This is a genomic window from Rathayibacter festucae DSM 15932 (genome assembly GCF_004011135.1).
Lineage (GTDB): Bacteria > Actinomycetota > Actinomycetes > Actinomycetales > Microbacteriaceae > Rathayibacter > Rathayibacter festucae.
Genome location: NZ_CP028137.1, coordinates 492,852 through 507,169, shown reverse-complemented (window position 1 = coordinate 507,169; position 14,318 = coordinate 492,852). Strand labels below are relative to the sequence as shown.

Here is a 14,318-nt window from a genome sequence, read left to right as displayed (position 1 = left end):
CTCGCCGGCCGCCCGCTCCCTAGACTGTTCGCCATGATCCGACGCGCCGCGCCCGCCGCTCCCCGAGCGCTCGCGGTGGCCGTGCTCACGGTGATGCTCGGCGGCCAGGCACTGCGGAACCTCGCGGGCTGGTGGGGCTGGGGTGTCGTCGTCGCGGCGCTGCTGGTCGGCGTCGTCGTGCTGCTGGTCCGGGTGCGGCCGCGCCTGCGCTGGAGCCGGACGCCGAAGGCGCTCGTCGCCTTCCTCGCCCTCGCCGTGCTCTCGCTGCTCTGGTCGGCGTACCCCGGGGCGAGCGCGATCGGCGTCGTCGCGCAGCTCGCCACCTCGCTCGGGGCGGTCGCCCTCGCCCTGACGCTCAGCACGGCGCAGTTCGTCACCGCCCTCGGCCGCGCGCTGCGGATCACCGTCGGCGCCTCGCTCCTGTTCGAGCTCGTCGTGGCGGTCGTCGTCCGCGCGCCCGTGCTGCCGTTCGTCATCGACCTGCCGGCCGGCCGGATTCCGGACGCCTTCTACTGGTCGCAGGCCGCGCTGTTCACCGGCGAGCCGATCCAGGGGCTCGTCGGCAACCGCAACCTGCTCGGCTTCCTCGCGCTGCTCGGCCTGATCGTCGTGCTGATCGAGCTGGCCGCGCGCAGCCTCCGTCCCCGCTGGGGCGTCGTCTGGATCGTCCTGTTCGCCGCGACGCTCCTGCTCACCCGCTCCGCCACCGTGCTGCTCTGCGTCGTCGCCGTCGCGGCGGCCGCGGGCTTCGCGCTCTGGGCGCGGCGCCGCGGCGAGTCGGAGCGGCGGCCCGTCTACGTCACGGCCGCCGCGACCGCCGTCGTGCTCGCGGTCGGCGCGATCGCCGGCTGGGGCACCCTGCTGGGCCTGCTCGGCAAGAGCGAGGACGCGACCGGCCGGCTCGACATCTGGCGCTCGGTCTGGGCGCTCGCCGCCGAGCGCCCCGTCCTCGGCTGGGGCTGGGTCAGCTACTGGGCGCCCTGGGCCGCCCCGTTCGACACCCTCGCCGAGCGCAAGGGCGTCCTCTACCTGCAGGCGCACGACGCCTGGCTCGACGTCTGGTTCCAGCTCGGCCTCGTCGGGCTGGTGCTCTTCACCGCCCTCGTCGTCTCCACCCTCTGGCGCGCCTGGTTCCGCGCCGTCGACCGGCCGCGCCGCAGCGCGACGACGGCGCTGCCCTACTCGGCCGTGTCGCTCGCGCCGCTGCTGCTGCTCGCCGCCCTCCTCGCGCAGGCGCTGTTCGAGAGCCGGCTCCTGATCGAGAGCGGCTGGCTCCTGCTGGCCGCCCTGGCGGTCCTGACCAAGCAGCCCGCGAACGAGGAGGAGGACGCGCTCACCGCCGAGCCGATCCCCCTCGCCGGCCAGCGCGCCGTCCGATGAGGGGCGGACGGCCGTCGGCGCTGCCGGCCGCCCTCGCGGACGCCCTGGCGTCGCCGCAGTTCGCGGCGGCCCTCGCGCAGACCTCCCTCGTCGTCGTGCTCTGCGCGCCGGCCGTGCGCGGGATGATCGGCTGGCCCGGCTACATCGCGGCGATCGCGACGCTCACCGCCCTCGCGGCCGTCATGCTCGTGCTGCGGCGCGAGCTGCTCGACTGGGAGGGGCTGCTGCCGACCAGCATCCTGGTCTTCCTCGGCTGGATCGCCCTCAGCACGCTGTGGAGCGGCTATCAGTGGGCCACCGCCTCGAGCGTGCTCTACCAGCTCGCCCTCGCCTTCCTCGCGATCGCGATCGGCCTCACCCGCGACATCATCCAGGTGATCCGCGCGGTCGGCGACGTGATGCGGTTCGTGCTGATCGGCTCGCTGGCCGTCGAGGTGCTCTCCGGCGCCCTGATCGACCGGCCGCTGCGCTTCCTCGGCGTCGAGGGCCTCCTGGCCGCCGGCGGCCCGATCCAGGGGCTGGTCGGCACCCGCAACCAGCTCGGGCTGGTCTGCCTGCTGGCGGTCGTCACCTTCTCGGTCGAGCTGATGACCCGGTCCGTGGCGCGCGGCCCGGCCCTCGCCTCCCTCGCTCTCGCCGCGGTCACCCTGGTGCTCACCCGCTCGGCGGTCAGCGCCGGAGTGCTCGTCGTCGCCGCGGTCGTCGCCCTGATCCTGCGCTGGGTGCGCCGCGCCACCGGCGAGCAGCGCCGACGGCGGCAGTACACGACGCTCGCGGTGCTCGTGGCGTCCGCGCTCACCGCCGGGCTCTTCCGCTTCCGGATCGTCGACCTGCTCAACGCGGGCAGCGAGTTCGAGTTCCGGGTCACCCTCTGGCAGCAGGTCTGGCGCTTCACCGACCTGGCGCCGATCATCGGCTGGGGCTGGGTGGGCTACTGGCGCACCGATCTGTACCCGTTCAACGCGATCGACTTCCTCTCCGGCCGGCCGCACTCCTCCAGCCTGAACGCGGTGTTCGACCTGGCGCTGCAGGTGGGCGTCGTCGGGGTCGCGCTCTTCCTCGTGCTGGTCGGCCTCGCGCTCTGGCGCTCGTGGATCATCGCCTCCGAGCGCAAGGCGGTCGTGCACGTCTGGCCGGTGCTGGTGCTCAGCGTCCTCGTCGTCACCTCGCTCGCGGAGAGCTCGCTCCTGGTCGACGCCGGCTGGCTGCTGCTGGTGATCTGCGCGATGCGCGCCGCGCAGGGGCTCAGCTGGCGGCGGCTCCTGCACCCCGGCGACCGGCCCGGCGGGCTGCCGCGACAGCCCATAGCACCGCCAGGTGCTCCTCCCGGCAGCGCTCCCAGCTGAACCGGGCCGCGCGCTCGACGCCCTTCGCGCCGAGTTCGGCGGAGCGCTCGATCGCCTCGAGGATCCCGTCCGCGATCGAGCGCGGCTCGAGCGGATCGACGAGCACCGCCGCGTCGCCGCAGATCTCGGGCAGCGATCCGGAGTCGGCGGCCGCGACCGGGCAGCCGGAGGCCATCGCCTCGATCGGCGGGAAGCCGAAGCCCTCGTAGAGGCTCGGGAAGGCGAGGACGGCGGCGCGCCGGTAGAGCTCCGCCAGCTCCTCGGTGCCCACGTGCCCGCGCCACTCGACGAAGTCGGGCAGCGGGCCGAGCTTCTCCAGGTCGCCTCCGGTGAGCACGAGCCGCAGGTCGTGGCCCTCGGCGCGGAGCAGGCGCATCGCCTCGAACAGCCGCGCGTGGTTCTTGTGCGGCCAGGCGCGCGCCGGGTAGAAGACGAAGTCCTCGCGCGCGCCCAGGTGCGGGCGGAAGCGCTCGGTGTCCACCCCGAGGTGGGAGACGTGGATCCGCTCCTCCGGGATGCCGAGCAGCTCGACGATCCGCCCCTTGGTGAACGCGCTGATGGTGATGATCGCGTCGGCCCGGCGCGCGGTGGCCTCGTAGGCGATCCGCCGGAAGACGCGCTCGACGCGCGGGAAGAGCTGCGGGAGGTCCCGGTGCTGGAGGTCGAAGAGCATCTGCACGTGCCCCTGCCGCCGCGACGGCCAGGGCAGCGGGACGGTGAAGGGGAAGTAGAGGATCTCGTCCGGCCCGAGCAGGCGCCGGAGCCGGACGGTGCGCAGCAGCGCCTGCAGCATGCCCGTCGCCCGGCGCCGGTGGCCGGCCCCGCTGACGACGCCCTCGGCGACGATCTCGGGAACGCCCTCGCTGAAGCCGCGGGCGTTCTCGGGGACGAGCGCCTGCACGCGCAGCCCCTCCTCCCCCGGCCGCGTCACGAGGAGGCGGGTGAGCGCGCGGGCGTAGGTCTCGCCGCCGCCCATCCCGCCGGGGTCGACGGTGAGCACGGCGAGCGTGACGGGGAGGCGTTCCGGCATGGCGTCCGATCGGATCGAGGCTCCCTCGTGGTGAGGGCCGGGTCAGACTACCCGCGCCCGCCCTCGGCGCCGCGGAGCGCCCCCGGCGGGTGCTCCGCGGCGCGGCGGAGGCCGGTGGGTAGTATGTAGCCCGCTGTCACCGACCCCGACGAAACGGACCACCACGTGCCCCGCGCTTTGATCACCGGAATCACCGGCCAGGACGGCCTCTACCTCGCCGAGCTGCTGCTCGAGAAGGGCTACGAGGTCTTCGGGCTCGTCCGAGGGCAGAACAACCCCAAGTACGAGCTCGTCCGCCGCACCGTCCCCGAGGTGACGCTGCTCACCGGTGACCTCACCGACGTGTCGAGCCTCGTGCGCGTGCTCGCCGCCTCGCAGCCCGACGAGGTCTACAACCTCGGCGCGATCTCGTTCGTCGCCTACTCGTGGGAGAACGCGTCGCTCACGACCGACGTGACGGGCAAGGGCGTGCTCAACATCCTCGAGGCCGTGCGCCTCTACGCCGGCGACGACATGTCGCGCGTGAAGTTCTACCAGGCGTCCTCGTCCGAGATGTTCGGCAAGGTCCAGCAGGTCCCCCAGAGCGAGGAGACCCTCCTCTGGCCGCGCTCGCCCTACGGCGTCGCCAAGGTCTTCGGTCACTACATGACCATCAACTACCGCGAGTCCTACGGCATGCACGCCTCGTCGGGCATCCTCTTCAACCACGAGTCGCCCCGCCGCGGCCCGGAGTTCGTCACCCGCAAGATCAGCCTCGCGGTGGCCCGCATCAAGCTCGGCCTCCAGGAGACGCTGGAGCTCGGCAACCTCGACGCCAAGCGCGACTGGGGCTTCGCCGGCGACTACGTCGACGCGATGTGGCGGATGCTGCAGCAGCCCGAGGGCGACGACTACGTGGTCGCCACCGGCGAGACCCACGAGATCCGCGAGTACCTCGACATCGCCTTCAACCACGTCGGCATCGAGGACTGGACCCCCTACGTCACGCAGAACCCCGCGTTCATGCGCCCGGCCGAGGTCGACCTGCTCATCGGCGACCCGGCGAAGGCGCGCGACGTGCTCGACTGGCAGCCGAAGGTCTCCTTCCCGGAGCTGGTCTCGATGATGGTCGAGAACGACCTCGCCGAGCAGTCCGCGCTGATCAAGTAGCCGCCGTGCCCGCAGCGTTCGTCACCGGGGCGAGCGGACAGGACGGGGGCTACCTCGTCGAGCGTCTGCTCGCCGACGGCTGGGAGGTCTCCGCGCTCGTGCGCGACGAGGACGCCTCCCTGCCCGCGTCCGTCCGCCCCTTCCAGGGCGATCTCCGCGACCCCGCCGGCCTCGGCCGCGTGGTCGCCCAGGCGCGGCCCGACACGGTCTTCCACCTCGCCGGGATCTCCTCGGTGGCGCAGTCCTGGCAGGAGCCGGTGCTGACCGCCGAGGTGACCGGCACCGCGGTCGCCGCCCTGCTCGAGGCGTCGCTGGCCCTGCAGGACTCCGCGGGCCGCGAGGTCCGCTTCGTGCAGGCGTCCTCCTCGGAGATCTTCGGCGCGGCCACGGAGAACCCGCAGACGGAGTCGACGCCGATCCGCCCCGTGTCGCCGTACGGCGCCGCGAAGGCGTTCGCGCACCTCCTCGTCGGCGTCTACCGCGGCCGCGGCTTGCACGCGTCCTCCGCGATCCTCTACAACCACGAGTCGCCGCGCCGTCCCGAGAGCTTCGTCACCCGGAAGATCACGGCCGGTGTCGCCGCGATCGCCGCCGGGACCGCGACCGAGCTCTCGCTCGGCAACCTCGACGCCCGCCGCGACTGGGGCTGGGCGCCCGACTACGTCGACGCGCTCGTCCGCGCCTCGCGCGCCGAGGCGGCCGGCGACTACGTCGTCGCGACCGGCGTCGCGCACTCCGTCCGCGAGTTCGTCGGCGCCGCCTTCGCGGCCGCCGGCATCGACGAGTGGGAGGACCGGATCCGGATCGACCCGCGCTTCGCCCGCCCCGTCGACGCCCCCGAGATGCGCGGCGATGCGTCGAAGGCCCGGGCCGAGCTCGGCTGGTCGCCGACGGTCGCCTTCGAGGAGATCGTCGCCCGCATGGTCGAGAACGACCTCGAGCAGGCCCGCGCCGCGAGCTGAACCGCGGCCCGGCCCCGCTCGGGGCCGGGCCGGCTCACTCCGCGTCGGCGAACGGCCGGCCTGCGGCGGACGCGGCGTCGGAGGCGGCGCCCTCGGTCGTCCCGGCGCCCTCGACGAGGTAGTCCCAGACGCGCTCCGCGTACTGGTCCCACGTCCCGCCGTCGATCGCCAGGGCCTCGGCGGTCAGCCGCTCGTGCAGCGCCGTGTCGGTCAGGAGCCGCTCGAGCGCGGCGGCGATGTCCTGGTCGTCGTGCGGATCGACGAAGAGGGCGCCGCCCTCGGACGCGACCTCGCGCATGCTGCCGAAGCCCGAGGTGATCACCGGCGTCCCCACCGAGAGCGACTCGACGATGGGCAGGCCGTAGCCCTCGTTGATCGAGGGGAAGACCGTGCAGTGCGCCAGGCGATAGGCGCTCCAGAGCAGGGCGTCGGTGATCGAGGACAGCGAGCGCACCGGGCGCCCGAAGCCCTCGAGGACCTCCAGCCGGTAGAGGAACTCGGCGCTGTTCCAGGCGTTGCCGCCGATGAAGACGAGGCTGAACTCGAGACCGCGCCGCCAGAGCAGCTCGGCCGCGTGCAGCACGGCGAGGTGGTTCTTCCGCGGCTCGTGGCTGCCGACGCACACCACGAGCGGGAGACCCTCGGTCACGAGCGAGCGGGCGGCGGTGGCCAGCTCCTGCTCGGTGACGTCCTCGGGCTGCGACGGCAGGAGGATCGGCCGGATGTCCGGCCCCGCCACTCCGATGCTGCCGAGCATGTGGCGCCAGCCCGAGTACTCGGTCGCGGCCGCGGACGAGATCGTCGCGATCCGGTCCATGTGCGAGACCGCGACGAGGGTGCGCGAGAAGGCCGCGCTGATGCCGGTGCTCGCCGTCTCGGCGGTGGTGACCGGGACGCAGTCGAAGCCGATGGTGCCGGTGCGGTTGCCGCTGAACTCGGCCAGCGCCGCGATGCGGGAGGTCCGCTCGTCCTCGACCGCGAGCTCGGGGAGGATGTAGGTGCACTCCCACGGGACGATGACGCGGGAGCGGTCCTCCTGGGCGTCGCGGACGTCGCCGGCGACGGCGTTCCGGCTCTGCTCCGGGGTGAGCAGGACGAGCGACTCGTGCGTGCTGTCCCACCCGGCGAGGAGGACCTCGTGGTCGCGGGACCACCGGGCGATGCTCTGCCGGACGACGCGCTGGATCCCGGTCGCGAGACCGGTCCGCGCGGTGTGGTGGACGTCGATCACGACGGCCCCGACGACCACCTCGACGTCGGGGTGGTGGAACCGGGCGAAGACGCGGTCCGAGGCGATCGTGGACGCGGCGTGGCGCAGCAGCTCCGCCGTGCCGCCGAGCCGCGCTCGGCGACGGCCGTCGACGACGTCCTCGCGACGCGGCAGCGTCCCGCGGAGCACGGACAGCACGAGCCAGACCTCCCGGTCGCTCGGGGCCGGGAGGAGGACGCTCAGCTGCCCGGTGAGCGCGTCGACGCTCGAGAGCGGCTCGACCGCGGGGGCGAGGGTGCGGACGAGGGTCGAGAGACGCTCGATGAGGTACTGCTTACTGCGCACGGCGCGCCTCCTCAGGCTCGGTGGGCTCGGGATCGAGGCGCTCGGGTCCGGCGGACTCCGGCTCGAGCGACTCCGAGTCGGTCGGCTCCGAGTCGAGCGGCTCCGAGTCGGTCGGCTCCGAGTCGAGCGGCTCCGAGTCGAGGAAGGCCGAGGGGGCGATGAGGGCCTCCCACAGCTCCGCGGCGTAGTCGTCCCAGGTGCGCACCGGGCGCTCCACGGCCTCGCGGCGCAGCCGCTCGAGGAGCTCGGCGTCCGTGAGCAGCGCCCGCATCGCGTCGATCAGCTCGTCGTCGGACGCGGGGTCGATGAGCACGCAGCCGCCGTGCTCGGCGATCTGCGCCGTGCTGCCGAACTTCGAGGTGAGGACGGGCAGGCCGATCGAGAGCGCCTCGGCCACCGGCAGTCCGTAGCCCTCGTGCAGGGACGGGAACGCGAGGAACCGCGCCTCCCGGTAGCTGGCGACGAGCACGTCGTCGCCGACGCCGCGCAGGACCTCGACCGGCCGGCCGGCCGCCACGAGCTCGCGCACGCGCGGATCGAAGACCTGGTGCGACCACGGGTTCGCCCCGCCGATGAAGCGCAGGCGGAACCGCAGCCCGGCGCGCCAGAGCACCTCGGCGGCGTGCAGCACGGCGAGGTGGTTCTTGCGCGGCTCCTGGCTACCCACGCAGAGCACGAGCGGCATCGACGACGTCGTGCCGCCGACCGTGCGGATCCCGTCGGGCAGCTCGACCGGCAGCGGCACGGCCTGCACCGACGGACCGACCAGGCCCTGGGCGGGGAGCGCGCGGACGAAGCCGCCGTACTCGAGTGCGGCCGCCGAGCTCACCGTCGCCACCCGCGCGGCGTGCTTCACGACCGAGAGGAAGTTGACGTAGCGCACCGTCTCCTCCGGCGGGACCGTGTCGGCGCTGATGACGGGGATGGCGTCGTGCCCGAGGATCACGACCTCGTTCCCGGAGTGCTCCGCGAGCGCGGACAGCGGCCCGCACTGGTTGTACTCGGGGACGGAGGGGATCACGACGACGCAGCGGTACGGCACCACGAACTCGGTGCGCTCGGGGTCGCCGTGGCGCCAGGCGCGACGGTCCGACGCGGCCCAGTCGACGACGCGCTCCCGCTCGATCGCGCTGAGCCGGCGGAAGGACAGCGAGCCGTGCACCCAGGCGACCGGGATGATCTCGTGCGTCGCGTCCCAGCGCGAGACGGTCTGGCGCACGACGCGCTGCACGCCCGTGTTGTGGCCGTGCCGGGCCGGGAAGTCGACGTCCACGAGCACGGCGCCGGTGACGACCTCGACCCTCGCTCCGAGGTCGGCGAAGCCGGTCGCGGTCCGCGAGCCGGCCTCCATGAAGATGCGCAGCGCCGCCTCCTCGGGGGCCAGCGCGATCGCGCGCCGGAACCACTGGAAGAGCTCGCTGGTGGGGTAGGCGGCGGTGAAGGAGACCAGCGCCACCCAGGTCAGCTCGTCGTCGCCGCGGAGCCGGATCTCGCGGGCCACCTCGTCGAGGTACGGGCCCGGGCCGCGGGCGAGCAGGGAGCGGCGGGTGTCCTCGTCGAAGAGGAGCGCTCCGATCTGCTCGAGGCGCTGCAGCATCGCCTCGGATCGCTCCGCGCGTGCGGCGGCGGTGCCCTCGCTCATCGCGCCCGGCCGGACAGCCGGCGCTTGGCGAAGCGCGCCGAGTGGCCGATCGCGCCCGGCAGGCCGAGCTGCCGGACCCGGATCTGGAAGGTGCGGACCAGGCGCAGGGGCTTGGTGACCCGCCAGGAGAGGGTGTGCTCGAAGCCGCTGGCGGTCACCCCGCCGACCTGGATCCGCTCGACCCACAGGTCGAAGGGGTCGTTCAGCAGGGCGTCGACCTGGGTGCGCAGACGGCGCACCTCGTCGGCGTCGTCGCCCGGGAGGTCGTCGCTCGAGGGGTCCTCGTCCGGCCGGAGGGCCTGGAGGCTCGGGTCGGCGGAGATCGGCGCCTCCTCGGCGGAGCCCCCGAGTTCGGGGACCGGATCGCCGGCACTCTGGGCCACAGGCTCCAGCGGGACGTCGGATGGCTGCGTGGGCATGGCGAACACCTCGTTCGTGTCGTTCAGTCGGCGAGCGGGGACAAGACTACCCGCGCGGCGGCTGGGGTCGGCGCGCTCTCCGGCCGTGGCGCTCGGGTCGGCACGTATAATGATGCGGTCCGTCGCACGGCGGAGGCCGAGACCTTGGAGTTCCATGCCCATCAGTCCAGTCGATCGCGCACGCTCCATCGCCGACGAGCCCTTCCAACTCGCCGGCACGACCTCGGCGGTCGGCGGCGGATCCGGCGGCTTCGTCGCCTCGCTCCTGGAGATCCTCCGGCACCGCGAGCTCCTGCGGCTCCTGGTTGGCCGCGAGCTCAAGTCCCGCTACAAGGACAGCAGCCTCGGCTTCGTCTGGAGCCTCGTCCGGCCGCTGATCATGCTGCTGATCTACTACGTGGCCATCGGCCAGATCCTCGGTGCCTCGCGCGGCGTGCCGAACTTCGCCATCTTCGTCTTCTCCGGGCTCACGCTCTGGGGACTCTTCAGCGAGATCGTCACCGCCGGCACGACGTCGATCCTCGGCAACGGCGGTCTGATCAAGAAGGTCTACCTGCCGCGGGAGATCTTCCCCGTCGCCGCGATCGGCTCGGCCCTGTTCAACTTCGCCGTGCAGTTCGTCGTGCTGATGGTGGGCGCGGTGCTCACCGGCTCGCTGGTCTTCGGCCGGGATCTGCTCTACATCCTCCCGGCGCTCGCGATCACCCTGGTCTACGGACTGGCGTTCGCGCTCGCACTGTCGGCGCTGAACGTCTACCTCCGCGACGTGCAGTTCCTCGTCGAGGTCGGCCTGCAGATCTTCTTCTGGCTGTCGCCGATCGTCTACGCGTGGAACTTCGTGGTGACCGCCACGACGGGCGCCGGCCGGGGCTGGCTCGAGCAGCTGTACCTGTTCAACCCCATGTCCAACGCGATCCTCGCCTTCCAGCGCGCGATCTGGGGCGACGGGTCCCGGGTCAGCATCATCGAGGGCAACGAGATCGCCCCCCAGGTCTGGCCGCCCGACATGGCGCTCCGCCTGCTCATCGTCTTCGCCGTCGGGGTGGTGTTCGTCTGGATCGGGCACCGCATCTTCCGGCGCCTCGAGGGCAACTTCGCCCAGGAGATCTGATCGTGACCCTCACCAGCAAGCCGGAGTCGGCCTCGGGCCCCACGGCCACCCCCACCGTCGTCCGCGTCCGCGGCGCGTCCAAGCGCTTCGTGATCCGCAAGGACAAGTCGTTCAAGGAGCGGATCGTCAACTTCGGCCGCGGGCGCAAGCACCGCGACGAGTTCTGGGCGCTGCGCGACGTGGACCTCGAGATCCCGCTCGGCTCCACCGTCGGCCTCATCGGCGCCAACGGCTCCGGCAAGAGCACCCTCCTCAAGCTGATCGGCGGCATCGTCCAGCCGACCACCGGGACGGTCGAGCGCCGCGGGCGCCTCGCCGCCCTGCTCGAGCTCGGCGCCGGGTTCCATCCCGACCTCACCGGCCGGGAGAACGTCTACCTCAACGGCGCCATCCTCGGGCTGTCCCGGGCGGAGCTCGACGGCAAGTTCGACGCGATCGTCGAGTTCTCGGAGATCGCCGAGTTCATCGACACCCAGGTGAAGTTCTACTCGTCGGGCATGTACGTCCGGCTCGCGTTCGCGATCGCGATCCACACGGATCCCGACCTCCTGCTGGTCGACGAGGTCCTCGCCGTCGGCGACGAGCCGTTCCAGCGCAAGTGCATGGACCGCATCCGCGCCTTCCAGCGCGCCGGGAAGACCATCGTCCTGGTCACCCACTCCCTCGAGCAGGTCGGCGAGCTCTGCGACCGCACGATCGTGCTCGAGAAGGGCAACGTCGTGTTCGACGGCGAGACGTCGGAGGGCCTGCAGGTGCTCCGCGAGAGCTTCGAGGACCGGCGCCAGGCCCGTCAGGAGCGCGAGGCGGCCGCCGCCGGCGCCGAGGACGAGCCCGCCCCGACCCTCATCGACATCCTCGACTGCCGGCTGCGCGGCGGATCGATCGAGCACGGCGGCATCGTCGTCCGCAGCGGCGAGTCGCTCGAGTTCGACGTCACCGTGCGCACCAGCCGGCCGGTCGACGACTGGAACATCGGCATGGGCATCGACACCCCGCTCGGCCAGCGCGTCTTCGGCACCAACACCGAGCGCATCGGCACCCCGCTGTCGAGCGTCGACGGCGAGATGACCGTCACCTTCACCCTGCCCGATCTGCACCTCGGCGGCGGCAACTACGCCGTGCACGCCTCGGCGGGCACCTTCTCGCAGGGCGAGACCACGCGGACCCCGGTCGCGGCGACCTTCACGGTCGAGCGCTCCTCCGTGCACGACGGCGTCGTCGACATCGACTCCGAAGTCCGCCTCAGCCGGCCGTGAGCGCAGCGCGCGGCCGGCTGCTGGTCGACGCGACCGCGCTCACCGCGCCGCGACTGACGGGCGTGGGCCGGGTCCTGCTCGGGATCCTCCGCGCCCTCGACACGGACGAGGTCGCGGAGCGAGCGGAGGTGCTGCTCGTCGTGCCGGCGAGCGAGGCGGACGCACTCGAGCGCTTCGGCTTCCGCACCCTCCGCGTGCGCCCGGTGCCGCTCCCCCGCCGCCTGTGGAGCGCGCTGACGCGGCTCCCCTTCCCGGGGATCGACCTCCTCCTCGGCCGCGGCGCCTACTTCTTCCCCAACTTCCGCAACTGGCCCCTCGCCCGCTCGCGGTCGCTGACCTTCGTGCACGACGTCTGCTTCGCGGTCCTGCCCGAGCTGGTCCCCCGCGAGCGCCGCGAGCTGCTCGCGCGGGAGGTGCCGCGGTGGCTCCGGCGCTCCGATCTCGTGCTCACCGGGACTCCGTCCTCCGCGCGCGAGATCACCTCCGCGCTGGGCGTCGACGCGGACCGCGTCCGCGTGCTGCCGACCACGGTCGACGTCGCGCTCTTCCACGCACGTACCGCGGCCGAGGTCGCCCGGGCCCGCGAGGCGCAGTCGCTCGGGCGCTACCTCCTCTTCGTCGGCTCGATCGAGAAGCGCAAGAACCTCGCGACCCTCGTCGACGCCTATGCCGAGGCCCAGAGGCCCGGCGGGCACACCCTGCTCCTCGTGGGCGGCGACGGCTGGGACAACGGCGACGTGCACGAGGCCGTCGCGCGAGCGGTCGCCGCCGGAGCGGACGTGCGCTTCGCGAGCGGCTACGTCCCGGACGAGGATCTGCCCGCCCTGCTGACCGGCGCCGACGCCGTCGCGATGCCGTCCTGGCACGAGGGCTTCGGTCTTCCGGCACTCGAGGCGGTCGCCTGCGGCAGTCCCGTCCTCGCCGCCGACATCCCGGGACTGCGCGATGCGCTCGCGGGCCGGGAGGAGGACGCCGTCTTCGTCGCGCCGGCCGACCGAGCCGGCTGGGTCGCCGCGATCGAGGCGGCGGTGCGCAGCCCGCGACGCGTCCCGCCGCGGGAGATGCCGGGCTGGGACCGCGCCGCGCGGATGCTCCTCGACCTGGCTCTCGCCGAGCCGAGGGCCTGAGCGTCCGCCGCCGCGCCGGTCAGCGCAGGCGGGGGATCCGGCCGGTGTCCGCGGCTGCGGCCTGGTCGTCCTCGAAGAGGGCGGCGGCGGCCTGCTCCGCCTCGCGGTTCGCGACCACGCCCCCGCTCCGGTGGTGTCCGAAGACCCAGAAGCGGTAGAGCACGAACCGGAACGCGGTGGCGAGCAGGAGGCCGATGACGTTCGCCGAGATGTTGTCGGCGACGAGGTTGTCGAAGCCGAGCACGTAGTGCGAGATGTAGAGCGGCAGCAGGTTCACCAGCATGCCGGCGACCGCGACGACGCTGAACTCGGCGAGCTCGAGGAGGTAGTTGGCGCGGCGGTGCTCGCGGAACGTCCAGTAGCGGTTGCCGAACCAGGTGACGACGGTCGCGGCGGCGACCGCGACGACCTTCGCGCCGATCGGGCCGGAGAGGAGGTGCTCGCCGCCGATCCCGCCGACCCGCAGCAGGTTGAAGACCGTGACGTCGACGACGAGGCCGAGGATCCCGACGACGCCGAACTTCAGCACGTACGAGATCAGACCGCTGTAGAGCGCCTTCGCCAGCGCGACGGGTCCTCTGCCGGCCACCGGCTCACACCCCCGCGGTCTGCGGCGGGCGGGTGCGGGAGCCCTCGCGGACCCGGATCTTGAGCAGGATCCAGAGGGCCTCGAAGCCGTCCTTGACGGTGATCTTCTTGCCCTCCTCGCGGGTGCGGGCCTTGTAGCTGATCCCGACCTCGTAGGGGCGGTAGCCGCGGGCGAGCAGCTTCGCGGTGACCTCCGCCTCCATGCCGAAGCCCTTCTCCTTGATCTGGAGCGAGCGGTAGAGGCTCAGCGGCATCAGCTTGAAGCAGGTCTCGACGTCGGAGACGTAGGCGTTGAAGAGCACGTTCGTGATCAGGTTCACGCCCTTGTTGCCGATGACGTACCAGTAGGAGAAGGAGGTGTGGCTGCCGAAGGTGCGGCTGCCGTAGACCAGCTGCGCCTCGCCGTCGAGGACGGGCTGCAGCAGCGTCGGGATCTCGCTGGGCCGGTACTCCTCGTCGGCGTCGCAGATGATGACGTAGTCGCCGGTCGCCTCCTGAACGGCCCGGCTGATCGCCGCGCCCTTGCCCTGGTTCACCGCCTGGTGGAAGACGCGGATGCGCGGGTCCTCCAGCGCGTCGAGGATCTGCTTCGTGCGGTCTCGGCTGCCGTCGTTCACGATGACGAACTCGATCTCGACGCCGTCCTGGAACTCGATCGCGAGCACGCGGTCGACGGCCTTCTGGAGGGTCGCCTGCTCGTTGTAGACGGGCATGAGGATGGAAAGCTTCACGTCGGGATTCTCTCTCGTGCGG

The 14,318-nt window shown here is 72.6% G+C and carries 13 protein-coding genes; 7 read left to right on the top strand and 6 right to left on the bottom strand.

What is annotated here, in order from left to right; genetic code table 11:
• Positions 1-33: 33 nt before the first annotated feature.
• Positions 34-1,380 (top strand): O-antigen ligase family protein, encoded by a 1,347-nt coding sequence (locus tag C1I64_RS02455; protein WP_127886095.1) that lies wholly within the window; start codon positions 34-36, stop codon positions 1,378-1,380.
• On the top strand, positions 1,377-2,726 hold the full coding sequence (locus C1I64_RS02450) for an O-antigen ligase family protein (protein ID WP_127886094.1): 1,350 nt from the start codon (positions 1,377-1,379) through the stop codon (positions 2,724-2,726). Before C1I64_RS02455 ends, C1I64_RS02450 begins: the two co-directional genes overlap by 4 nt.
• On the opposite strand, the gene C1I64_RS02445 is transcribed toward C1I64_RS02450, so the two are convergent.
• Positions 2,626-3,756: a glycosyltransferase family 4 protein gene (locus C1I64_RS02445; RefSeq protein ID WP_123444376.1), complete on the bottom strand. Its 1,131-nt coding sequence runs from the start codon at positions 3,754-3,756 to the stop codon at positions 2,626-2,628. The two genes, C1I64_RS02450 and C1I64_RS02445, sit on opposite strands and share 101 nt — an antisense overlap.
• Positions 3,757-3,921: 165 nt before the next feature.
• On the opposite strand from C1I64_RS02445, the gene C1I64_RS02440 reads away from it, so the two are divergent.
• Positions 3,922-4,905, top strand: a complete 984-nt coding sequence (locus tag C1I64_RS02440; protein WP_123444375.1) for a GDP-mannose 4,6-dehydratase — start codon at positions 3,922-3,924, stop codon at positions 4,903-4,905.
• Positions 4,906-4,910: 5 nt separating this feature from the next.
• The gene (locus C1I64_RS02435; protein ID WP_127886093.1) at positions 4,911-5,867 is read left to right on the top strand and encodes a GDP-mannose 4,6-dehydratase; all 957 of its coding nucleotides are present in this window, start codon (positions 4,911-4,913) and stop codon (positions 5,865-5,867) included.
• Positions 5,868-5,901: 34 nt separating this feature from the next.
• On the opposite strand, the gene C1I64_RS02430 is transcribed toward C1I64_RS02435, so the two are convergent.
• From C1I64_RS02430 to C1I64_RS02420, 3 genes are read right to left on the bottom strand one after another with little or no spacing between them, the layout of a single operon-like run.
• The gene (locus C1I64_RS02430) at positions 5,902-7,422 is read right to left on the bottom strand and encodes a glycosyltransferase family 4 protein (RefSeq protein ID WP_127886092.1); all 1,521 of its coding nucleotides are present in this window, start codon (positions 7,420-7,422) and stop codon (positions 5,902-5,904) included.
• On the bottom strand, positions 7,412-9,064 hold the full coding sequence (locus C1I64_RS02425) for a glycosyltransferase family 4 protein (protein WP_127886091.1): 1,653 nt from the start codon (positions 9,062-9,064) through the stop codon (positions 7,412-7,414). Before C1I64_RS02425 ends, C1I64_RS02430 begins: the two co-directional genes overlap by 11 nt.
• Entirely contained in the window at positions 9,061-9,483 is a 423-nt protein-coding gene (locus tag C1I64_RS02420) for a hypothetical protein (protein WP_127886090.1), read from the bottom strand. Before C1I64_RS02420 ends, C1I64_RS02425 begins: the two co-directional genes overlap by 4 nt.
• A 154-nt stretch (positions 9,484-9,637) precedes the next feature.
• Here C1I64_RS02420 and C1I64_RS02415 point away from each other — a divergent pair, with 154 nt between their 5' ends.
• Genes C1I64_RS02415 through C1I64_RS02405 form a run of 3 tightly spaced genes read left to right on the top strand, consistent with a single transcriptional unit; the run spans position 9,638 to position 12,977 of the window.
• Positions 9,638-10,594 carry an ABC transporter permease gene (locus C1I64_RS02415; protein ID WP_123444370.1) on the top strand — a complete coding sequence of 319 codons (957 nt, stop codon included), beginning with the start codon at positions 9,638-9,640 and terminating at the stop codon, positions 10,592-10,594.
• A 2-nt stretch (positions 10,595-10,596) separates the two neighbouring features.
• The gene (locus C1I64_RS02410; protein ID WP_123444369.1) at positions 10,597-11,850 is read left to right on the top strand and encodes an ABC transporter ATP-binding protein; all 1,254 of its coding nucleotides are present in this window, start codon (positions 10,597-10,599) and stop codon (positions 11,848-11,850) included.
• A complete protein-coding gene (locus C1I64_RS02405; RefSeq protein ID WP_127886089.1) occupies positions 11,847-12,977 on the top strand; it encodes a glycosyltransferase family 4 protein in 1,131 nt (376 codons plus the stop codon). Before C1I64_RS02410 ends, C1I64_RS02405 begins: the two co-directional genes overlap by 4 nt.
• 19 nt (positions 12,978-12,996) lie before the next feature.
• Here C1I64_RS02405 and C1I64_RS02400 read toward each other — a convergent pair whose 3' ends face one another.
• On the bottom strand, positions 12,997-13,566 hold the full coding sequence (locus tag C1I64_RS02400) for a GtrA family protein (RefSeq protein ID WP_243586413.1): 570 nt from the start codon (positions 13,564-13,566) through the stop codon (positions 12,997-12,999).
• 4 nt (positions 13,567-13,570) lie between these two features.
• Entirely contained in the window at positions 13,571-14,296 is a 726-nt protein-coding gene (locus tag C1I64_RS02395; protein ID WP_127886088.1) for a glycosyltransferase family 2 protein, read from the bottom strand.
• Between the last annotated feature and the right edge of the window lie 22 nt (positions 14,297-14,318).

Bases quoted from the DNA above. Each gene is read 5' to 3' on its own strand.
- C1I64_RS02455 (WP_127886095.1), top strand. From the start codon at position 34: ATGATCCGACGCGCCGCGCCCGCCGCTCCCCGAGCGCTCGCGGTGGCC.
- C1I64_RS02450 (WP_127886094.1), top strand. From the start codon at position 1,377: ATGAGGGGCGGACGGCCGTCGGCGCTGCCGGCCGCCCTCGCGGACGCC.
- C1I64_RS02445 (WP_123444376.1), bottom strand. From the start codon at position 3,756: ATGCCGGAACGCCTCCCCGTCACGCTCGCCGTGCTCACCGTCGACCCC.
- C1I64_RS02425 (WP_127886091.1), bottom strand. From the start codon at position 9,064: ATGAGCGAGGGCACCGCCGCCGCACGCGCGGAGCGATCCGAGGCGATG.
- C1I64_RS02420 (WP_127886090.1), bottom strand. From the start codon at position 9,483: ATGCCCACGCAGCCATCCGACGTCCCGCTGGAGCCTGTGGCCCAGAGT.
- C1I64_RS02415 (WP_123444370.1), top strand. From the start codon at position 9,638: ATGCCCATCAGTCCAGTCGATCGCGCACGCTCCATCGCCGACGAGCCC.